The organism is Variovorax sp. H27-G14, from assembly GCF_046156345.1.
In the GTDB taxonomy this organism is placed as follows: Bacteria; Pseudomonadota; Gammaproteobacteria; order Burkholderiales; family Burkholderiaceae_C; genus Variovorax.
Genome location: NZ_JAYLVN010000003.1, coordinates 57,722 through 80,171 on the forward strand (window position 1 = coordinate 57,722; position 22,450 = coordinate 80,171).

Here is a 22,450-nt window from a genome sequence, read left to right on the forward strand (position 1 = left end):
CGCGTGGACGTGTCGAAGACACCTGCCTTCGATTCAGTGAGCGTGGGTTCGGGCGCGCCAGGCACCGTCGGTGCACTAGGCAGCCCGCGTACGACGCTGGACGGCAACGGCCTGACGACCCGAGGCGCCGACGGTGTTGCCGGTCCGAGCGTGATGGCCGAACGCATCGACGGCGGCGGCAAGACCATCACCGGCGTGGGTGCGGGCACGCAGGCCACCGATGCTGCGAACATGACGCAGCTCGGCGCCGTAGCCGACAACGCGGTGCAGTACAACAAGAAAGCTGATGGCACGCCGGACAAGGGCAGCGTCACCTTGGGTGGCGCCGGCACGAATGGCGCGCCGCTGGTCGCGGATGGCGTGACGCTGGGCAACGTGAAGGACGGCAATGTGGCTGCGGGCTCCAAGGACGCAGTCAACGGCGGCCAACTGAACACGACGAACCAGAACGTGACCAACCTGGGCAATAGCATCCGCAGTGCGACCTTGGGCCCGGTGCAGGCTGTGCCAAACAAGGAGGGTCAGTTGACGCTGGTGGCGCCGGGGGCCACGGGCGCTGCAGCCGGTACGGCACAGGTGCTGGGCAACGTGGCGGCCGGCAAGGCGCCGACCGACGCGGCCAATGTCGGTCAACTCGATGCACTGGCCGGAAGCGCGGTGCAGTACGACAGGAACGCGGACGGTACGCCGGGCAAGAACGGTGTGACGTTGGGCGGTCGCAATGCCGACGGCACAGCGGCCACGTTGCCGGTGAAGGTGGGCAACATTGCCAACGGCGAGGCACCGAACGACGCGGTCAATCGCAGTCAACTCGACACGGTGAGCGCGACGGCCAACAAGGGTTGGAGCCTGAGTGCCAACGGGGGCGGTGTGCAGAACATCGCGCCGGGCGGTGCGGTGGACTTCGTCAATGGCAGCAACACGAGCGTGACACGCACGAGCAACCAGATCCGCGTGGACGTGTCGAAGACACCTGCCTTCGATTCAGTGAGCGTGGGTTCGGGCGCGCCAGGCACCGTCGGTGCACTAGGCAGCCCGCGTACGACGCTGGACGGCAACGGCCTGACGACCCGAGGCGCTGATGGTGTGGCGGGTCCGAGCGTCACGGCTAGAGGCATCGATGCTGGCGAGAAGGCCATCACCGGCGTGGGTGCGGGCACGCAGGCCACCGATGCCGCGAACATGAAGCAGCTCGGCGCCGTAGCCGACAACGCGGTGCAGTACAACAAGAAAGCTGATGGCACGCCGGACAAGGGCAGCGTCACCTTGGGTGGCGCCGGCACGAATGGCGCGCCGCTGGTCGCGGACGGCGTGACGCTGGGCAACGTGAACGACGGCACTCTGGCTGCTGGCTCGAAGGATGCGGTCAACGGCGGCCAACTGAACACGACGAACCAGAACGTCACCAACCTGGGTGACGGCATCCGCAATGCGACCTTGGGCCCGGTGCAGGCCGTGCCGGGCAAAACGGGGCAGATGACACTGGTGGCGCCGGGGGCCACAGGCGCTGCGCCTGGCGCTTCACAGGTGCTGGGCAACGTCGCCAACGGCACGGCACCGAACGATGCGGTCAATCGCGGTCAACTCGATGTGCTGAGCACTACGGCCAACAAGGGTTGGAACCTGAGTGCCAACGGTGGGGCGGTGCAGAACATCGCGCCTGGCGGCGCAGTCGACTTCATCAACGGCAGCAACACAACCGTGACGCGCACCAACAACCAGATCCTTGTGGACGTGTCGAAGACGCCGTCCTTCGATTCGGTGAGCGTGGGTTCTGGCACCCCAGGCACCGTCGGTGCACCGGGCAGCCCGCGCACGACACTGGACGGCAATGGCCTGACGACCCGAGGCGCCGATGGTGTGGCGGGTCCGAGTGTGACGGCTGAACACATCGACGGTGGCCTTAAGACCATCACCGGCGTGGGCAAGGGCACGCAGGACACCGATGCGGCGAACATCGGCCAGCTCAACGACGTCGGCAAGGCGGCCAACAACGCGGTGCAGTACGACCCGAAGAAGACGGGCGAGACCCAGCCAAGCAGCGCAACGCTTGGCGGCCTGGACAAGGACGGCAAGCCGCTGGTCGCGGATGGCGTGACGCTGGGCAACGTGAAGGACGGCACTCTGGCTGCTGGCTCGAAGGATGCAGTCAACGGCGGACAACTCAATACGACGAACCAGAACGTCACCACCCTGGGTGACGGCATCCGCAGCGCGACGCTGGGTCCGGTGCAGGCCGTGCCGGGCAAGGCAGGCCAGATGACGCTGGTGGCGCCGGGCAACACGGGCGCTGCGCCCGGTGCCGCACAGGTGCTTGGCAACGTGGCAGCCGGCGAGGCACCCAGCGACGCGGTCAATCGCGGCCAGCTCGATGCGGTGAGCACCACGGCCAACAAGGGTTGGAACCTGAGTGCCAACGGCGTGAACGCTCTGCAAATCGCTCCAGGTGGAGCGGTCGATTTCGTCAACGGCAGCAACACGAGCGTGATACGCACGAGCAACCAGATCCGCGTGGACGTGTCGAAGACACCTGCCTTCGATTCGGTGAGCGTGGGCGCAGGCGCGCCCGGTACCGTCGGTGCACTAGGCAGCCCGCGTACGACGCTGGACGGCAACGGCCTGACGACCCGAGGCGCTGATGGTGTGGCGGGTCCGAGTGTGACGGCTGAACACATCGACGGTGGGCTTAAGACGATCACCGGCGTGGCAGCGGGCGTGAACGCCACCGACGCCGCGAACATGAAGCAGCTCGGCGACGTCGGCAAGGTAGCCGACAACGCGGTGCAGTACAACAAGAAAGCCGACGGCACGCCGGACAAAGGCAATGTCACATTGGGTGGCGCCGGCACGAATGGCGCGCCGCTGGTCGCGGACGGCGTGACGCTGGGCAACGTGAAGGACGGCACTCTGGCTGCGGGCTCGAAGGACGCAGTCAACGGGGGCCAGCTCAACACGACGAACCAGAACGTCACCAACCTGGGGGACAGCATCCGCAACGCGACGCTGGGCCCGGTGCAGGCCGTGCCGGGCAAGGCAGGCCAGATGACGCTGGTGGCGCCGAACGGCACGGGCGCTGCGCCCGGTGCCGCACAGGTGCTGGGCAACGTGGCGGCCGGCAAGGCGCCGACCGACGCGGCCAATGTCGGTCAACTCGATGCACTGGCCGGCAGCGCGGTGCAGTACGACAGGAACGCGGACGGTACGCCGGGCAAGAACGGTGTGACGCTGGGCGGTCGCAATGCCGACGGCACACCGGCCACGGTTCCGGTGAAGGTGGGCAACATTGCCAACGGCGAGGCACCGAACGACGCGGTCAATCGCGGTCAACTCGACACGGTGAGCGCTACGGCCAACAAGGGTTGGAGCCTGAGCGCCAATGGCGTGGACGCTCTGAAAATCGCCCCCGGCGGCGCAGTCGACTTTGTCAATGGCAGCAACACGAGCGTCACACGTACAGACAACCAGATCCGCGTGGACGTTTCGAAGACGCCTGCATTCGATTCGGTGAGCGTGGGCGCAGGCGCGCCGGGTACCGTCGGTGCACTGGGCAGCCCGCGCACGACGCTGGACGGCAATGGTCTGACGACCCGAGGCGCCGACGGTGTGGCCGGTCCGAGCGTGACGGCCGAACGTATCGACGGTGGCGGCAAGGCCATCGCCAACGTGGCCCCCGGTGTGAACGCCACCGATGCCGCGAACATGAAGCAACTCGGCGACGTAGCCGACAACGCGGTGCAGTACAACAAGAAGGCCGACGGTACGCCGGACAAGAGCAACGTCACATTGGGTGGCGCCAGCGCGAACGGCGCGCCGCTGGTCGTTGACGGCGTGACGCTGGGCAACGTGAAGGACGGCAACGTGGCTGCGGGCTCGAAGGACGCAGTCAACGGCGGCCAGCTCAGCACCACTAACCAGAACGTCACCAACCTGGGTGACGGGATCCGCAATGCGACGCTGGGCCCGGTGCAGGCCGTGCCGGGCAAAACGGGGCAAATGACACTGGTGGCGACGGGTGCCACAGGCGCTGCGCCTGGCGCTTCACAGGTGCTGGGCAACGTTGCCAACGGCACGGCACCGAATGATGCGGTCAATCGCGGCCAACTCGATGTGCTGAGCACTACGGCGAACAAGGGCTGGGACCTGAGTGCCAACGGTGGGGCCGTGCAGAACATTGCGCCGGGAGGCAAAGTGGACTTCATCAACGGCAGCAACACAACGGTCACACGCACCGACAACCAGATCCGTGTGGACGTGTCGAAGACACCTGCCTTCGATTCAGTGAGCGTGGGTTCGGGCGCGCCAGGCACCGTCGGTGCACCAGGCAGCCCTCGCACGACACTGGACGGTACTGGCCTGACGACCCGAGGCGCGGACGGTGTAGCCGGTCCGAGCGTGACCGCTACAGGCATCGATGCTGCCGGCAAGCCCCTCACCAACGTGGGCAAGGGCACGCAGGACACCGACGCGGCGAACATCGGCCAGCTCAACGACGTCGGCAAGGCGGCCAAAAATGCGGTGCAGTACGACCCGAAGAAGACGGGCGAGACCCAGCCAAGCAGCGCAACGCTTGGCGGGCTGGACAAGGACAGCAAGCCGTTGGTCACGGACGGCGTGTCGCTCGGCAACGTGAAGGACGGCACTCTGGCTGCTGGCTCGAAGGACGCAGTCAACGGCGGCCAACTGAACACGACGAACCAGAACGTCACCACCCTGGGCGACAGCATCCGCAACGCGACGCTCGGCCCGGTGCAGGCCGTGCCGGGCAAGGCAGGCCAGATGACGCTGGTGGCGCCGGGCAACACGGGCGCTGCGCCCGGTGCCGCACAGGTGCTTGGCAACGTGGCAGCCGGCGAGGCACCCAGCGACGCGGTCAATCGCGGTCAACTCGACACGGTGAGCGCTACGGCCAACAAGGGCTGGAACCTGAGCGCCAACGGCGTGAACGCTCTGCAAATCGCACCAGGTGGAGCGGTCGATTTCGTCAACGGCAGCAACACGAGCGTCACACGCACGAGCAACCAGATCCGCGTGGACGTGTCGAAGGCGCCAGTGTTCGACTCGGTGAGCGTGGGTTCGGGCACCCCAGGCACAGTCGGCGCACCGGGCGCACTGGGCGCCCCGCGAACGACGCTGGACGGCAACGGCCTGACGACCCGAGGCGCTGACGGCGTGGCCGGTCCGAGCGTGACCACCGCAGGCATCGATGCAGGCGGCAAGGCCCTCACAAACGTGGGCCCCGGCGTGAAAAGCACCGACGCAGCGAGCATGAAGCAGCTCGAAGACGTCGGCAAGGTCGCCGACAACGCGGTGCAGTACGACAAGAAAGCCGACGGCACGCCGGACAAGAGCGGCATCAAGTTGGGCGGCCTCGACAAGGACGGCAACCCCGTGGCGCCGGACGGCGTGAAGTTGGGCAACGTGAAGGACGGGCTGCTGGAAGCGGGCTCCAGGGACGCAGTCAATGGCGGCCAGCTGAACACCACCAACCAGAACGTCACCGACCTGGGCAACAGCATGCGCAATGCGACCCTGGGCCCGGTGCAGGCCGTGCCGGGCAAGGCAGGCCAGTTGACGCTGGTGGCGCCGGGCAACACGGGCGCTGCGCCCGGTGCCGCACAGGTGCTGGGCAACGTGGCAGCCGGCGAGGCACCCAGCGACGCGGTCAATCGCGGTCAACTCGATGCGGTGAGCGCCACGGCCAGCAAGGGCTGGGACCTGAGCGTCAACGCAGAAGCGACGCCGCAGAAAATCGCACCTGGCGGCAAGGTCGACTTCATCGACGGCAGCAACACGACGGTGAAGCGCACCGGCAACCAGATCCAGGTGGACGTGTCGAAGACACCGACCTTCGATTCGGTGACCACGGGCGCAACGACGATGGCCGACAAGGGCGTGACGGTCAAGGGCGCGGACGGCAGTGCAGGCACCCTCGGCAGCAACGGACTGACGACGACCGGCGCGGACGGCAAGGCAGGCCCGAGCGTGACCACCGCAGGCATCGATGCAGGCGGCAAGGCCCTCACCAACGTGGGCCCCGGCGTCAAAGGCACCGACGCAGCGAGCATGAAGCAGCTCGAAGACGTCGGCAAGGTCGCCGACAACGCGGTGCAGTACGACAAGAAGGCCGACGGCACGCCGGACAAGAGCGGCATCAAGTTGGGCGGCCTCGACAAGGACGGCAACCCCGTGGCCCCGGAGGGCGTGAAGCTGGGCAACGTGAAGGACGGCAGTGTGGCCGCGGGCTCGAAGGATGCGGTCAACGGCGGCCAGCTTTCGGGCCTGGGCAACGGCCTTGCCGGCGTGCTCGGCGGCACCTATGCCGGCGGCGTTTACCAGGGCCCGACCTTCACCACCATCGGTGGCCCGGCCACGACGGTGCAGGGCGCGCTCACCAACCCGGGCAACGCGGTCAACAACGGCACCGCCGGCCCGGTGCAAACCACCGGCACGGCGAACCAGTTGGCGCTGGTCGAGGCCGGCAAGACGGGTGCCGCGCCCGGCGCTGCGCAAAAGTTGACCAACCTGGCCCCGGGCTCCGTGGCCAAGGACAGCAAGGACGCAGTGAACGGCGGCCAGCTCTTCGACGTGCAAAAGGATGTCGGCAACGCCATCAAGTACGACGGCACCGACAAGGCCCAGGCCACGCTCGGCGGCCCGGCGTCCACCGACGGCGGCAAGAGCCGCGGCACCAGGCTCGGCAATCTGGCGCAGGGCAGGCTCGGCGCGGATTCGACGGACGCGGTCAACGGCGCCCAGCTCGACGCGACCAACAAGGCGGTGGCGAGCAACGCGGCCAACACCTCGGCCTACCTTGGCGGCGGGGCCGATGTCGTGGCCGGCAAGGCACCTGTGTACACGGTGCAGGGCAGCACCTTCAACAACGTGGGAGGCGCCCTGGGCGCGGTCGACAAGAAGCTGGTTAGCCTAGACGGCGCGGTCGACGCCGTGAAGGCCGTTGCGCAGAACTCGGTGCAGTACGACAGCGCGGACAAGGGCCGCGTCACCATGGGCGGCGCAACGTCCACCGACGGCGGCAAGACCCACGGCACGAAGATCGGCAACGTGGCGCAGGGCAGCGTGTCGGCCACCTCGACCGATGCCGTCAACGGCGCGCAGCTCGACACGGCGAACAAGGCGGCCTCCGCCGCGTTGGGCGGCGGCGCGGACTTGGGCACCGGCAAGGGGCCGAGCTACACGGTGGGAGGCAACGCCTTCAGCAACGTGGGCGGTGCGCTGTCGGCCGTCGACGGCAACCTGAGCACGCTCAACCAGGCGATCGGCGGCAAGGGCATCAAGTATTTCCGCGCCAACTCCGAACGGCCCGACGCGACAGCAAGCGGCAAGGATGCCGTTGCCATCGGGCCCGACGCGGTGGCCAGCGGCACCCACGCCATTGCCATCGGCAGGGGCGCCCTGGCCACGGGTTCGCAAGCCATTGGTGCCGACGCGCGGGCCGGTGGCGGTGGTGCGGCGTTGGGCGACGGTGCGGATGCCGGCGGCACGCCGCTGAGTGCCGCGCCCGAAATTTCCCGGGGCACCGCGATCGGTTTCAACGCAGTCGTGAAGCACACAGGGGGCGTTGCCTTGGGCACGGACTCGGTCGCATCCACGGCGGCAGGCGTGGCGGGCTACGTGCCACCCGGCGCCGGCCAGTCGCAAGCAGCGGCCATCGCGGCGACGAACAGCACGCGCGCGGCGGTGTCGGTCGGCGATGCGGCCAACGGCCAGCTCCGCCAGATCACCGGTGTGGCGGCGGGCACGGCGGACAGCGACGCGGCCAACGTGGCGCAGCTGAAGGCGTCCGCTGGCGCGGTGAAGGCCGCCAGCGTGCAGTACGCGACCAACCCCGACGGGTCGCTCAACCACAACCAGATCATTCTGGGCAACGACCAGGCGCCGGACGGCACGCGCATTTCCAACGTGGCGCCAGGTGTGCAGGGCACCGACGCGGTGAACATGAACCAGCTAGGGGCGTCCACCGCGGCCAACGCGGCCTACACCGACGCGCGCGTCAACCAGTTGGGGCAGGCGTTGCGGGGCGTGGCCAAGCGGGCCTATTCCGGCACGGCGTCGGCAATGGCGATGGAAAGCGCGCCGTATGTGCCGGGCAAGCTGACCTACGCGGCAGGCATGGGCATCTACAGCGGCGAGTCGGCTGTGGGCGTGTCGCTGCGCAAGACGGCGGAGAACGGGCGCTGGAGCGTCACGGGCGGCGTGTCCGCGGCCTCGGCCGGAACGGTGGGCGTGCGTGTAGGCATCAGCGGGGTGTGGGAGTGAACGGTGGCAGTGCGGCAGCACTGGCGGCACTGGAGCGGCCGGCGCGACACGCGACAGGCGGCAAGTCAGGCCACCCATCATGCAGAGGTGTCTTGAGCCCGCAGCGTCTCTTCGAACAGCGCGAGCAACTGGCGCGCGAACAGGTCCATGTTGCGGGGCCGGTCGGTGCCGCCGTTCTCGATGGTGCGGCTGACCGTTGCTGCGCCCACGATGGCCAGGCACACATGGCCCGGCGCGTCGCCGTACGGGCTGCCCGCCGGCCCGGCCGCGCCGCTTTCGCTGATGCCCCAGGTGGTGTGGTGGGTGTCGCGCACCCGGCCCGCGACCAGGCGGGCGTAAGGCTCGGTTTCCCCGCGCATGCCGGTCATGTCCTCGGCGGTCAGGCCCAGCAGGGCGCGGCCGGCGCGGCGCGAATACACGACCGCGCCACCCCGAAAGTAGGCCGACGCACCCGGCACGGCGAGCAGCGCGGCCGAGACCAGCCCGCCGGCCGACGACTCGACCACCGACACGGTCTGCCCGCGTGCGCGCAGCGTTTCGCCCACGCGCGCGGCAAGAACAGCCAGGGAGTCGGGAAGGGAGTCGGGCAAAGAAGTGGGGTTCATGGCTTGTTCATGGCGTCTTGGAAACAGATTGGCCCGGCCGCTTCACATAGGCCGGCGCGCGCTCGTGGCTCGCGGTGCTGCCATAGACCGTGTCGGCCGGGTAGTACTCGGATTGCAGTTGCACCTTGGCCGCGGCTTCCTCGCCGGCGGTGTGGGCAATGAAGGCCAGCATCAGGTCGGTGCCGGCAGACACCCCGGCGGACGTCCACACATGGCCGTCTTGCACAAAGCGCTGCTCGACCACATTCACGTCGCCCAGCGCGCGCAGCCGGTCGAGCGACGCCCAGTGCGTGGTGGCCGTGCGGCCGGAGAGCAGGCCGGCCGCATGCAGCACGAAGGCACCGGTGCATACAGACAGCAGCGCCTTGCAGCCGGGCGCCCGCTCGGCCAGAAAGCGCGTCATGGCGGGGTTGTCGACCTCGCGGCGGGTGCCCATGCCGCCGGGCACGAGCAGGTAGTCCAGCGGCGGGCATTGCGCAAACGACACATGCGGGTTGACCGACATGCCCTTGGCGCACACCACCGGCTCGGGCTTTTCCGCCACCAGGAGGCAATGCGCCGGGCCGCCGGCCAATTTGCTCCACATGGTCAGCATTTCCCAGGGGCCGACGAAGTCGAGTTCCTCCACCTCGGGGAAGAGGACGATGCCGAAATTCATACTTTTGAACTCCTCTGTGGGGAAGGCCCCGCAGGGGCACGGGGAGACTGGGGCAGGTGCGAGGATAGGGCCTGCCCGCGAACGGCGCTGCGCCTCGTCGAACCCCGGTTCGTGACAGCTGGTTGCAAGCTTGGCTCAGTGTTTTCCTCAGAGGGGCATGGCTTGAAACTCGCTAGAGTGAAGGCGGCCGTTCAGGCTTTTGCTACGTACACATCAAGGAAATCTTATGAGCAAGAAAGTTGCATATGTCACCGGGGGCATGGGTGGCATCGGAACAGCCATCTGCCAGCGTCTGCACAAGGACGGGTTCACTGTGATTGCCGGTTGCGGTCCTACCCGCGACCACGCCAAATGGCTGGCCGAACAGAAAGCCGAAGGTTTCGAGTTCCACGCGTCGGTCGGCAATGTCGGCGACTGGCAGTCCACCGTCGAGGCCTTCTCCGCTGCCAAGGCAGCGCACGGCGCCATCGACGTGCTGGTCAACAACGCGGGCATCACGCGCGACCGCATGTTTTTGAAGATGACGCCCGAGGACTGGAGCGCCGTCATCGAGACCAACCTCAACAGCATGTTCAACGTCACCAAGCAGGTGGTGGGCGACATGGTTGAAAAGGGCTGGGGCCGCATCATCAACATCAGCTCGGTGAACGGCGCCAAGGGCCAGGCCGGGCAGACCAACTACTCCGCGGCCAAGGCCGGCATGCACGGCTTCACCATGGCATTGGCCCAGGAGCTGGCGGCCAAGGGCGTGACGGTGAACACCGTGAGCCCGGGCTACATCGGCACGGACATGGTCAAGGCCATCCGCCAGGAAGTGCTCGACAAGATCGTGGCCACCATTCCGGTCAAGCGCCTGGGCGAGCCGAGCGAAATTGCCTCGATCATCGCGTGGCTCGCCACCGACGAAGGCGGCTACAGCACGGGGGCCGACTTTTCGGTCAACGGCGGCCTGCACATGCACTGAGCATGCTGACGCTCACCTGAAGAACAACCCGCCTCGGCGGGTTTTTTTGTTCACGGAATGTGGCTTTCACGAATGGAAAACGGCCCACACGCTCCCTACAGTTTTTGAACCCCCCCGGAGGCATCCATGGAAAACACAACAAGTACACCTGCCAAAAAGCTCCCGATCTATCGTTCCCTGTATGTGCAGGTGATCACCGCCGTGATCATCGGCGTGCTGCTGGGCCATTTCTACCCGGCGGCGGGTGAGGCCATGAAGCCCTTGGGCGACGGCTTCATCAAGCTGATCAAGATGATCATTGCGCCCATCATCTTCTGCACGGTGGTGGTGGGCATTGCCGGCATGGAGGACATGAAGAAGGTCGGCAAGACCGGCGGCCTGGCGCTGCTGTATTTCGAGGTGGTCAGCAGCATTGCGCTGTTGGTGGGCCTGGTGCTGGTGAACGTGCTGCAACCCGGCGCGGGCATGAACATCGACCCGGCCACGCTGGACACCAAGGCCATTGCCTCGTACACCGGCCCGGGCAAGATGACCGGCACGGTCGACTTCATTCTGAACATCATTCCCAGCACGCTGGTCGACGCCTTTGCCAAGGGCGAGATCTTGCAGGTGCTGTTGATTGCGGTGCTGTTCGGCTTTGCGCTGCACCGTTTCGGTGGCCGCGGCACGCTGGTGTTCGACGTGATCGAGAAGGGCTCGCATGTGCTCTTCGGCATCGTCAACTACATCATGAAGCTGGCCCCCATCGGTGCCTTTGGCGCGATGGCTTTCACCATCGGCAAGTACGGGCTGGGCAGCCTGTTTTCGCTCGGCAAGCTGATGGGCACGTTCTACCTGACCTGCCTGCTGTTCATCTTCGTGGTGCTGGGGCTCATTGCGCGCTTTCACGGGTTCAGCATCTGGAAGTTCATCAAGTACATCAAGGAGGAGCTGTTGATCGTGCTGGGCACGTCGTCCAGCGAGTCGGTGCTGCCGCGCATGATGGAAAAAATGGAGAACCTGGGCGCCAACAAGACCTGCGTGGGCCTGGTGATTCCAACGGGCTACTCGTTCAACCTGGACGGCACTTCGATCTATCTGACGATGGCGGCGGTGTTCATCGCACAGGCGACCAACACGCACATGACGCTGGTGCAGGAGATCACGTTGCTGGCGGTGCTGTTGCTCACCTCGAAGGGGGCGGCGGGTGTGACGGGCAGCGGGTTCATCGTGTTGGCGGCCACGCTGTCGGCGGTGGGGCATGTGCCGGTGGCGGGGCTGGCGTTGATTCTGGGTATCGACCGGTTCATGTCGGAAGCACGTGCGTTGACCAACCTGATCGGCAACGGTGTGGCAACCATCGTGGTGGCCAAGTGGACCAACGAGCTCGACGAGGTTCGGCTGCAGGCTGCGCTGAACAACGAGACGTGGGTGGAGGCGCAGGAGCCCGAGGCTATTGAGGTTGCTCGTACCAGCAAGATGTCTGGGTAAGAAGGCAGTCCAGGGCGGCGCTCACGAGGGCGGGGTACCTTGCTCCGCGAATGTCCCCCGGCCTGCGGCCTCCTCCTTTATTTCGCTGCGCAAGGCACCCCACCCTCGTGAGCGTTATCAGGAGCAGTCGTTGATCAGCGGAACACCAGCGGCGCGTCCACGGGCACAGGGCGTCGGGTGCTCCCCGCAGCGAAATAAAGGAGGAGGGGCGAAGCCCCGGGGGACATTCGCGGAGGGGAGTACCCGGCGGCCTGTGCACGCGCCCTGAACAAGAGCGCAAACCAAGAGCCCCGAACAAAGACCCCTGAACAAAGAGCCGTAAATCGTCGGCCAAAGATTGGCCGGCTGACACGAAGGGACAGACATCGTTCCTGCAAAATGCAACGATGCCCCACAGCGTTTCCCTCATCAACACGATTGCCGCCGGCCTGGGGCTGGCCCTCGTGTTCGGGTTCCTGGCGGCCAAACTTCGACTACCAGCCCTCGTCGGCTACCTGCTCGCCGGCGTCATCATCGGCCCCTTCACACCCGGCTTTGTGGCCGACGCCAGCATCGCCGCACAGCTTGCCGAAATCGGCGTCATGCTGCTCATGTTTGGCGTGGGCCTGCATTTTTCACTGGACGACCTGCTCGCAGTGCGCAAGATCGCACTCCCCGGCGCCCTCGCTCAAATCGCCGTCGCCACCCTGCTAGGCGGCGGCCTCGCCATGTGGTGGGGCTGGAGCCCCGGCGCGGCGCTGGTGTTCGGGCTCGCGCTGTCCGTGGCCAGCACCGTCGTGCTTCTGCGCGCCCTCGAAAGCCTGGGCATTCTCGACTCCTTCACCGGCCGCATCGCCATCGGCTGGCTCGTCGTCGAAGACCTTGCCATGGTGCTTGTGCTCGTGCTCATGCCACCCCTGGCCAGCACGCTAGGCGGCCACAACACCCAAGCCGGCCCGGCCGATCCGCTGTGGCAAACCCTGGGCCTCACGCTGCTGCAGGTCGGCGGCTTCGTGGCGCTCATGCTGGTCGTGGGACGGCGCGTGTTCCCGTGGATCCTCTGGCAGGTCACGCGCACCGGCTCGCGCGAACTGTTCACCCTGTGCGTGGTGGCCGCGGCCGTGAGCATCGCCTTTGCGTCGGCCGCACTGTTCGGCGTGTCGTTTGCACTGGGCGCCTTCTTTGCCGGCATGGTCATGCGCGAGTCCGAGTTCAGCCACCGCGCCGCACAAGAGTCGCTGCCGCTGCGCGACGCTTTTGCGGTGCTGTTCTTCGTGTCGGTCGGCATGCTGTTCGACCCGTCGGTGCTCATCGAGCGGCCGCTGCAGGTGCTGGCGGTGGTGCTGGTCATCGTGCTGGGCAAGTCGATTGCGGCCTGCGCGCTGGTGCTGGTGTTTCGCTACCCGCTGGGCACGGCGCTCACGGTCAGCGCCAGCCTGGCGCAGATCGGGGAGTTCTCGTTCATCCTGGCCGGGCTGGGCGTGTCGCTGGGCCTGCTGCCGGTGGAAGGGCAGAGCCTGGTGCTGGCGGGCGCGCTCATCTCCATTGCCACCAACCCGCTGTGGTTCAGCCTGATCGTGCCGATGCAGAAATGGCTGCACGCCCATTCATCTTTTGCGCGCGGGCTGGAATCGCGTGACGACCCATTGGCCGAGCTGCCGACGACCACGGAGGCTAAATACCTCTCACGCCAGGTGGTGCTGGTGGGCTACGGCCGCGTCGGGCGGCGCATTGCGCAGGAGCTCGATGCGCACGACATTCCGTATGTGGTGGCCGACCAGAACCGCGAGCTGGTCGAGAAGCTGCGCGAAGCCGGCACGCCTGCCGTGTGGGGCGATGCGGCCGACCCGGCCGTGCTGATTCAGGCGCACATTGCGCGCGCCCGTGTGCTGGTGGTGGCCACGCCCGACGCGCTGAACGTGCGCCAGATGATGGAAACCGCGCGCACGCTGAACCCCAACATCCAGACCGTGATTCGCAGCCACAACGAACAAGAAGCACGCCTGCTCACGCAGGAAACCTCGGCCACCGTGTTCCTCGGCGAGCATGAACTTGCTCAGGCCATGGCGCGCGACGTGGTGCAGCGCGCCGTGTCGATTGCCGTGCCGGCCTGAAAAAAGACCAGAGCCCGCGCGGCTCTGCAATGTCAGAGGTCTTCGATCACCAGCGCGCGGTAGCGCTGCGCAATGGAATAGGGCACCGTGCGCACAGCCACCATCAGGCGTTCAGCTGCGTCGCTGTCGTCGGTCTTCACCAGAAGCGCGGTGTGGCCTTCCTGTGCGAGCTTGGTGTAGGCCCGCACAGTCGCGCCTTCGGTGCCGGCGGAGGGCAGCGGGTCGTCCGCGGCCTCCACCGTGGGCGCGATCTGCGAGAGCACGGCCTCTGGCGGAATCAGAAAGATGTCGTCGCCGCTCATGCCCTCGTCGATCAGGCGCTGGCCCACGCGGGTTGCGTCATGCGCATTCGCGAACAGCACCATCGAGTAGCCGGTCGGGTAGAACGCGCCGCCCAGGGTCGCGCGCATGCTGGGGTCGAGACTGAAAGGTTTCATGCTGCCTCCATATGTTGGGCAAACCGTAGGTCTTGCGCGGGGCCTGCCATGTAGGAGAAGCCCTGGGCTGTCAACCGGACCTTTGCGCCACCCATTGACTGTGGAGCCCCCTCGCTTAAAGCCCATGCCTTCTTCCCGGAACATCGCACTCACGGTCCACGAACTGGAACCGGGCGAGTTCTACTGGGTGGTGATGGAGGCGGTCGACAGCGGCGCGGCGCCGGGCGAAGCCCCCCATGTGTACGTGCCCATCGACTCCGCGCTCGAGGCCTATGCCAATTACTCGAACGCCCTGGTGGCCGGCGTGGCCGTGATGCGGCGCATGCTCGGTTCCGGCCCCAGCTCGGGCCCCGGCGCTGGCCCCGGCTCGGGCCTCGGCTCCCTATAATCCCGCCCGTCTGGCGCGCCGATGTTCATCGGCTGCGCCAGACACCACGGTTCGAAGGTGCCCCGCACGCCATATGACATGGCCCAGGGGTTAAACGGGAAGCAGGTGCGCCGCGTCGTCAGTGACGCGTCAAAGCCTGCGCTGCCCCCGCAACGGTCAGCGGATCTGGAAACCCTCTCGCGCGAGCCTTCTGTTGAAAGGCATCGCCAGCCACTGTGCCTGGGCATGGGAAGGCGAGGGTTTCGGTCGCGGTGTGCATGCTTCATGCAGCACACCACGGCGCTCCGCGAGCCCGGATACCGGCCTTCGCAACCGCCTTCGGACGCAGCGGGAGTGCGCGTTCGGGCCTGCCGCCTCGCGCTCTTGCGCGCACCGTGGCAGTCCCTTCGCCTCTCCCTTCGCGTCCTTCATCGGTCAGGAACCTGCGGGGACGCGGGCCGCAGCAGAGGTCACATGGGTCGAACAACACGGGCGCCACGCCGCACGGCTTTGGGGTGCGCGGCCGCCTCGAAGGGGCTTGCGCAAGCCAGCCCATGAACCAACAATCAACTTTCGCACCTCGGTGCAATTCAGGAGGTGCGCGATGCACATCGAACCCGGTCTTGTCGACGGATCCAAGATTTTTCTCAGCTACGCCACGGCGGCCGCTGCACTCGCATACACCGGCAAGGTGGCCTTCGACACCCTCATGAAGGACGGGCCCGCCGCCCTGGTGCTGCGCTCGGCCATTGCCATGGCGCTGGTGTTCTGCTTCTTCGAGCTGCTGCCGCACCACCCGGTGGGCGTGTCCGAGGTGCACCTGATTCTGGGCACCACGCTGCTGCTGGTGTTCGGGCTGGCGCCCGCGGCCATCGGGCTGGCGGGCGGCCTGCTCATTCAAGGCCTGTTCTTCGAGCCGCAAGATCTGCCGCAGTTCGGCATGAACGTCACCACCTTGCTGGTGCCGCTGTTCGCCACGGCCGCGCTGGCGCGCCGGATCATTCCGCAGAACGTGGCCTATGTGGACCTGAGCTACCAGCAGGCCTTCAAGCTGTCGGTGGCCTACCAGGGCGGCATTGTGGTGTGGGTCGGCTTCTGGGCGCTCTACGGGCGCGGCACGGGGCTGGAGAACCTGAGCCAGATCGCCAGCTTCGGCGCCGCCTACATGACGGTCGTGCTGGTCGAGCCGCTGGTCGACTTGGGCGTGCTGGCCGCGGCCAAGGGCTGGCGCCGGCTGCAGGGCTCGGTTTTTGTCGAGCACCGCTTGTACGGCGGCGTCTGAGCCCGGCTTCGTCTCTGTTGCCTTCTTGCCGCGGTCCCGGGCACGTCTGGGGACTGCGGCGCATCCTCTGGAAAATTCGAAGCTGGCGTGCCGCTGGGCGCCTGCTTCGCGTTGACCCCTCGCTTTGCTGGCTTCTTGCCATCTGTTCGCCCTCGGCGCCTGAAAGAACATTCCCATGACCCCCACAAGCAACGCCAAGATTCCCGTCACCATCGTCACGGGCTTTCTCGGCAGCGGCAAGACCACGCTGCTGCGCCACATCCTCGGCAACGCAGAGGGCCGCCGCATCGCGGTGATCGTCAACGAGTTCGGCGAGCTTGGCATCGACGGCGAAATTCTTCGCGGCTGCGGCATCGGCTGCGACGACGACGGCAACGAGCGCGCAGGTGCCCTGTACGAGCTGGCCAACGGCTGCGTGTGCTGCACCGTGCAGGAAGAGTTCTTGCCCGTGATGCTGCAGCTGGCCGAACGGCGCGGCGACATCGACGCGGTGCTCATCGAAACCTCGGGCCTCGCGCTGCCCAAGCCGCTGGTGCAGGCCTTTCAGTGGCCGGACATTGCCAACATCTTCACCGTCGATTCGGTGGTCACCGTGGTCGATGGCCCGGCTGCCGCATCGGGCCAGTTCGCCGCCAACCCCGCGGCCGTGGACGAAGCCCGCCGCGCCGACCCCAACCTCGACCACGAGTCGCCGCTGCACGAGCTGTTCGAAGACCAGCTCTCCGCCGCCGACCTGGTGGTGCTCAACAAGACCGACCTGATGGACGACGCCGCGCGCGCGCAAGTGGAGGCGCTGGTGCGCGAAGAGCTGCCGCCCGAGGTGAAGATCGTTGCCGCCACCCAAGGCAAGCTGCCGCTCGCGCTGCTGCTGGGCCAGGGCCGCGCGGCCGAGGCCAGCATTCACCTGCGCGAGAGCCACCACGACCATGAAGAGGACCACGACCACGACGAGTTCGACTCGCTCGTCATCGAGCTGCCGCCCGTGGATCGCGACAGCCTGCTGGCCGTGCTGGCCAGGCTGGTCGAGCAGCACACCATCTACCGCGTGAAGGGCTTCGTCGCCATTCCGGGCAAGCCGATGCGCCTGCTGGTGCAAGGCGTGGGCCGTCGCTTCGACCACCACTTCGACCGCCGCTGGCGCGACGGCGAGGCACAGCGCACGCGGCTCGTGTTCATCGGCGAAGACCTGGACGAGGGCGCGCTGCGCAAGGCGCTGCAAGAGGCGAGCGCGGTCGCAGCTGCATGACAGCCCTGCAGCTCGACAGCCTGACCGCCTGACCCCATGCACCTGCTGAGCACCCAGCCCGGCCGCTTCGTCGAAGACGACAGCGTGGTCACCCGGCTCGACCAGACGCCGGGCGACATCGTGGTGCTCAGCTCGGCCGACACCACGCTCGCGCTGCTGGCCGCGGCGCGCACGTCGCTGGCGGCCACCGACCCCGGCTACCCTTCACTGCGGCTGGCCAACCTGATGTACCTGCGCCAGCCGGCCTCGCTCGACCTGTACATCGACGAGGTGCTGCAGCATGCGCGCGTGGTGGTGGTCGACCACTTGGGGGCGGAGTCGGCCTGGGCCTATGGGCTGCAGCAGCTGGAGAAGCTCGCCAAGCGCAAGGGCCAGCAGCTCGCCATGTTCTCGGGCGACCTGCAGGAAGACGAAGACCTGCTCGCGCGCGGCACCGTGCCGCGCGACGTGAGCCGCCAACTGTGGCAGTACTCGCGCAGCGGCGGTGCGGCCAATGCGATGCAGTTTCTGCGCGCGGTGGCCTTCCACGGCCTGGGCCACGGCCCGGCGCCGCTGCCGCCGCGCAGCCTGCCGCAGGTGGCGCTGCATGTGCCTGCGCACATGTCGGGCGGAATGAATGCCGCGCACTCCGTGGCGGGCATCGACGACCTGCGCGCCGGCTGGCACGACGGCGCCCCCGTGGTGGCGCTGGTGTTCTACCGCTCGCACCTGCAGTCGGGCAACACCGTGGCCTTCGACGCGATGGCCGAGGCGCTGAGCGCGCAAGGGCTCAACCCGCTGCCCGTGGCGCTCGATTCGCTCAAAGACCCGCTGTGCCTTGCAACCTTTCGTGCGCTGTGCAGCGAGCACGACGTGCAACTGGTGCTCAACACCACCGCCTTCGCGGCACTGGGGCAGGGCGCGCAGAACGCAGAAGGCGAAGCCATCGCACTCGCGGGCGATGCGCCTGTGCTGCAGGTGATCGTGAGCGGCGGCAACCGCGAAGACTGGCTGGCCGACAGCCAGGGCCTGCGCCCGCGCGACATCGCCATGCAGATCGCGCTGCCCGAGATGGACGGGCGCATCATCACGCGCGCCGTGAGCTTCAAGGGCCTGTCGCACCGCTGCGAACTCACGCAGACCGAGGTGGTCAACTACCAGCCCGAGCCCGACCGCGTGGCCTTCGTGGCCGAGCTGGCCCGGCGCTGGTGCCGCTTGCGCAGCCTGGGCGCGGCCGACAAGCGCATCGCGCTGATCCTGGCCAACTACCCGGGCAGCGAAGGCCGCATCGGCAGCGGCGTGGGGCTGGACACGCCGGCCTCGGTCATCGGCATCCTGCGCGCGATGCAGGCAGAGGGCTATGGGTTGGGTGACGCGGCTGCTGTGCCGCAAGACGGCGACGCGCTCATGCGCAAGCTGCAGGAAGGCATTGCCAATGACCCCGCGCAGTGGGCATCGCGGCCCGCGTGGCAGAGCTACACGCTCGCCGGCTACCGCGCGCGCCTGGCGGCCTTGCCCCAGGGCATGGCCGACGCCATCGACGCCCGATGGGGCACGCCCGAGCAAGACCCGATGGTGCGCCAGGGCCGCTTCATGATCGCCGGGTTGCGGCTGGGCCACGTGTTCGTCGGCATCCAGCCCGCGCGTTCTCTTGCTGCACAAGGCACGGCCGATTACGCGAGCTATCACGACGCCGAACTGGTGCCGCCGCACAGCTACCTCGCGTTCTATTTCTGGCTGCGCGACGTGTTCGCCATCGACGCGGTGGTGCATGTCGGCAAGCACGGCAACCTCGAGTGGCTGCCGGGCAAGAGCCTGGCGCTGTCGCAGACCTGCTGGCCCGACGCCGTCCTGGGGCCGCTGCCCAACGTGTACCCCTTCATCGTCAACGACCCGGGCGAGGGCGCGCAGGCCAAGCGGCGCACGCAGGCGGTCATCATCGACCACCTGATGCCGCCGCTCACCCGCGCGGAAAACCACGGCCCCCTGCAAGACCTGGAGCGCCAGGTCGACGAGTACTACGACGCGCTGCTGGTCGATGCGCGACGCGCCAAGGTGCTGCGCGCGCAGATCCTCACTTCCGTGCGCGCACAGCACCTGGTCGAAGAGCTGGGCATGCCCGGCGCGGAAGACGACGCCGTGCTCGCGCGCGTGGACGCCTACCTGTGCGAGCTGAAGGAAACGCAGATTCGCGACGGCCTGCATGTGTTCGGCGCGTCGCCGCAGCAGCGCCTCAGGCGCGACACGCTGCTGGCGCTCGCACGCTACCCCGCGCTGGACGGCACTGGCGACAACGCCGGCCTGCTCGGCGCACTCGCCAAAGACCTGCTGCCCGGTGAAGCCTTCGACCCGCTGGACATCGACGCCGCCAAGCCCTGGCAGGGCGCGCGCCCCGCGCTGCTGCAAGCCGTGAGCACCGACCCCTGGCGCCACCACGGCGACACGCGCGAGCGGCTGGAGCTGCTGGCCCAGCAACTGCTGGAAGGCTCGCTCGAAGGCTCGTTTGAAGAACGCGCCTGCCCTGCAGACCTGCCGCACACCGCCGCCGTCATGCGCCGCATCGCGCAAAGCCTTGCACCCGCGCTCGACGCCTGCGGCCCGCAAGAAATGCTTCAGCTGATGCGCGCCCTGCAAGGCCGCTTCGTGCCGCCCGGCCCCAGCGGCTCGCCCTCGCGCGGCCGGCCCGACGTGCTGCCGACCGGGCGCAACTTCTACGCGGTCGACACGCGCGCCATTCCCACGCCCACCGCCTGGATGCTGGGCCTGAAGTCGGCCGCGCAGTTGGTCGAACGCCACATGCAGGAGCATGGCGACTACCCCGTGGCCATGGGCCTGTCTGTGTGGGGCACGGCCACCATGCGCACCGGCGGTGACGATCTGGCGCAGGCCTTCGCGCTCATCGGCGTGCGGCCCAAGTGGGCGCCGGGCAGCCAGCGCGTGGTCGACTTCGAGGTGCTGCCCACGGTCGGCATCGGGCGTCCGCGCATCGACGTCACGCTGCGCATTTCGGGCTTCTTCAGAGACGCTTTCCCCAACGCGGTGCAGATGTTCGACGCCGCCGTGCAGGCCGTGGCCGCGCAGGAAGACGAAGACGCAGAGCGCAACCCGATTCGCGCGCGCATCCTGCGCGAAGCCGCGGCATTGGAGGCGCAGGGCACCGCGCCCGAGGCGGCGCGCCTGCAGGCCGGCTGGCGCGTGTTCGGCTCGGCTCCCGGCAGCTACGGCTCCGGCCTGCAGCCGCTGTTCGACCAGGGCGACTGGCAGACCGACGACGACCTGTCGAACGCCTACGTCGGCGGCAGCGCCCATGCCTACGGCCAGGGCAGCGACGGCGTGCCGGCGGCAGACGCGCTGGTGCGCCGCCTGCGCGCCATGAACGTCGTCATGCAGAACCAGGACAGCCGCGAGCACGACCTGCTCGACTCCAACGACTACTACCAGTTCCAGGGCGGCATGGCCGCCGCCGTGCGCCACCTGAGCGGGCAGCAGCCGGCCATGTACCACGGCGACCACGGCAACCCGCAGGCACCGCGCGTGCGCACGCTGAAAGAAGAAATCAGCCGTGTCATTCGCTCGCGCGTGGTCAACCCGAAATGGATTGCCGGCGTGAAGCGCCACGGCTACAAGGGCGCCTTCGAGATGGCCGCCACGGTCGACTATTTGTTCGGCTTCGACGCCACCGCGCGCGTGGTCGGCGACCACCAGTACGCCATGGTGGCCGATGCCTACGTGCTCGACGCAGCCACCCGCGACTTCGTGCAACAGCACAACCCGCGCGCGCTGCACGACATGCTCAGCCGCCTGCTCGAAGCCATGCAGCGTGGCCTGTGGCAAGCGCCCGGCGACTACAAAGATCAATTGGAAAACCTGCTGCTCGACCAGGAGCAGCGGATGGAAGGAAGCCAGCGATGACCTCAGCCGCCCCCATGCCGGTGCCGTTCCCTTTTGCGGCCATTGCGGGCCAGCCCCTGCTGCGCCAGGCGCTGCTGCTGGCCGCGGTCGACCCCGCGCTGGGCGGCGTGCTCATCGAAGGCCCGCGCGGCACCGCCAAGACCACCGCCGCGCGCGCGTTGGCCGAGCTGCTGCCCGGCGCGCCCTTCGTCACGCTGCCGCTGGGCGCCAGCCTTGAAAGCCTGGTCGGCACGCTCGACCTGGGCCAGGCGCTGGCCGGCCATGCGCTGAAGTTCGCGCCCGGCCTGCTGGCGCGCGCGCACGGCGGCGTGCTGTACGTGGACGAAATCAACCTCCTGCCCGACGCGCTGATCGACTCATTGCTCGACGCGGCCGCCAGCGGCGTGAACGTGGTGGAGCGCGACGGCATCTCGCACCGGCATGCAGCGCGCTTTGTGCTGGTGGGCACCATGAACCCGGAGGAGGGCACGCTGCGCCCGCAACTGCTCGACCGCTTCGGCCTGTGCGTGCAGCTGCGCAACATCGAGAACGCGGCCGAGCGGCAAGCGATCGTGCGGGCGCGGTTGGCCTTCGATGCCGATCCGCAGGGCTTTCGCGAGAGGCACGCGCAGGAAGAGGCGGCGCTGGCCGCTGCGTTGGTTCGTGCGCGCGCGTTGGTGACCGATGCGTCGGCGCTGCCGTATGGCGATGCGGTGCACGAGGCGGTCAGCGCGCTGTGCATTGCGGCCGGTGTCGACGGGCTGCGCGCCGACCTCGTCATGTTGCGTTCCGCGCGTGGGCTTGCGGCATGGGATGGCGCGGCGGAGATCACCGGCGACCATGTGCGTCGCGTGGCCGAAGCCGTGCTGCTGCACCGTCGCAAGCCCGAGGCCGCAGGCGCACCGCCGGCCACGCCGCCTGCGCCCGCAAGCCGGCCGCCCCAGAGCGATGCGGCCGCACCTGCGAGCAGCCAGAACACCGGCGACAGAAAGGACAGCAAGGGCAGCAAGGGCGACGACAACGACTGGGGCGCCATGCCCCCCGAGCCCGTCGGCATCGAGCGTGTGAAGCCTTTGCGCCCGCTGCTCTCGCCCCAGCAGTCCGCCTCAAAAAAAGTCTGAGCCTTCGGAACACCGCACCCGCTGGCGCGCGCCAGGGTGACCGAAGGCAGGGTTCGCAAA

12 protein-coding genes and 1 riboswitch are annotated in these 22,450 nt (G+C 67.8%); of the genes, 9 read left to right on the forward strand and 3 right to left on the reverse strand.

Translation table 11 applies throughout. The annotated features are described in order from the left end of the window. The first annotated feature begins 9 nt into the window (after positions 1-9). On the forward strand, positions 10-8,277 hold the full coding sequence (locus VLK31_RS09265) for a beta strand repeat-containing protein (protein ID WP_409168102.1): 8,268 nt from the start codon (positions 10-12) through the stop codon (positions 8,275-8,277). Positions 8,278-8,354: 77 nt separating this feature from the next. Here VLK31_RS09265 and VLK31_RS09270 read toward each other — a convergent pair whose 3' ends face one another. Then, complete coding sequence (locus tag VLK31_RS09270; RefSeq protein ID WP_409168103.1) at positions 8,355-8,882, reverse strand: CinA family protein; 528 nt, start codon at positions 8,880-8,882, stop codon at positions 8,355-8,357. 7 nt (positions 8,883-8,889) lie between these two features. After that, positions 8,890-9,540: a DJ-1/PfpI family protein gene (locus VLK31_RS09275; protein WP_409168104.1), complete on the reverse strand. Its 651-nt coding sequence runs from the start codon at positions 9,538-9,540 to the stop codon at positions 8,890-8,892. A 226-nt stretch (positions 9,541-9,766) separates the two neighbouring features. On the opposite strand from VLK31_RS09275, the gene phbB reads away from it, so the two are divergent. The 3 genes from phbB (at position 9,767) to ybaL (ending at position 14,067) form a co-directional block, all read left to right on the forward strand. Continuing rightward, on the forward strand, positions 9,767-10,504 hold the full coding sequence (gene phbB, locus VLK31_RS09280) for an acetoacetyl-CoA reductase (protein ID WP_187109426.1): 738 nt from the start codon (positions 9,767-9,769) through the stop codon (positions 10,502-10,504). Positions 10,505-10,630: 126 nt separating this feature from the next. Further along, positions 10,631-11,974, forward strand: a complete 1,344-nt coding sequence (locus VLK31_RS09285) for a dicarboxylate/amino acid:cation symporter (protein WP_409168105.1) — start codon at positions 10,631-10,633, stop codon at positions 11,972-11,974. A 386-nt stretch (positions 11,975-12,360) separates the two neighbouring features. Beyond that, the gene (gene ybaL / locus VLK31_RS09290) at positions 12,361-14,067 is read left to right on the forward strand and encodes a YbaL family putative K(+) efflux transporter (protein WP_409168106.1); all 1,707 of its coding nucleotides are present in this window, start codon (positions 12,361-12,363) and stop codon (positions 14,065-14,067) included. Positions 14,068-14,099: 32 nt separating this feature from the next. On the opposite strand, the gene VLK31_RS09295 is transcribed toward ybaL, so the two are convergent. Further along, positions 14,100-14,504, reverse strand: a complete 405-nt coding sequence (locus tag VLK31_RS09295) for a hypothetical protein (protein WP_409168107.1) — start codon at positions 14,502-14,504, stop codon at positions 14,100-14,102. Positions 14,505-14,628: 124 nt separating this feature from the next. Between VLK31_RS09295 and VLK31_RS09300 the strand changes: the two genes are divergently transcribed. From VLK31_RS09300 to VLK31_RS09320, 5 genes are all read left to right on the forward strand, one after another. Then, positions 14,629-14,892, forward strand: coding sequence for a hypothetical protein (locus VLK31_RS09300; protein WP_409168108.1), 264 nt, complete (start codon positions 14,629-14,631; stop codon positions 14,890-14,892). Between the two features lie 38 nt (positions 14,893-14,930). Next, a riboswitch (cobalamin riboswitch) is annotated at positions 14,931-15,215 on the forward strand. 260 nt (positions 15,216-15,475) lie between these two features. Continuing rightward, complete coding sequence (locus tag VLK31_RS09305; RefSeq protein WP_409168109.1) at positions 15,476-16,153, forward strand: energy-coupling factor ABC transporter permease; 678 nt, start codon at positions 15,476-15,478, stop codon at positions 16,151-16,153. A gap of 175 nt (positions 16,154-16,328) precedes the next feature. Beyond that, a complete protein-coding gene (gene cobW, locus VLK31_RS09310) occupies positions 16,329-17,399 on the forward strand; it encodes a cobalamin biosynthesis protein CobW (RefSeq protein ID WP_409168110.1) in 1,071 nt (356 codons plus the stop codon). Positions 17,400-17,435: 36 nt separating this feature from the next. Continuing rightward, positions 17,436-21,290 (forward strand): cobaltochelatase subunit CobN, encoded by a 3,855-nt coding sequence (cobN, locus tag VLK31_RS09315; protein WP_409168111.1) that lies wholly within the window; start codon positions 17,436-17,438, stop codon positions 21,288-21,290. After that, positions 21,287-22,390 (forward strand): ATP-binding protein, encoded by a 1,104-nt coding sequence (locus VLK31_RS09320; RefSeq protein ID WP_409168112.1) that lies wholly within the window; start codon positions 21,287-21,289, stop codon positions 22,388-22,390. The genes cobN and VLK31_RS09320 overlap by 4 nt, the downstream gene beginning before the upstream one ends. Positions 22,391-22,450: the final 60 nt, after the last annotated feature.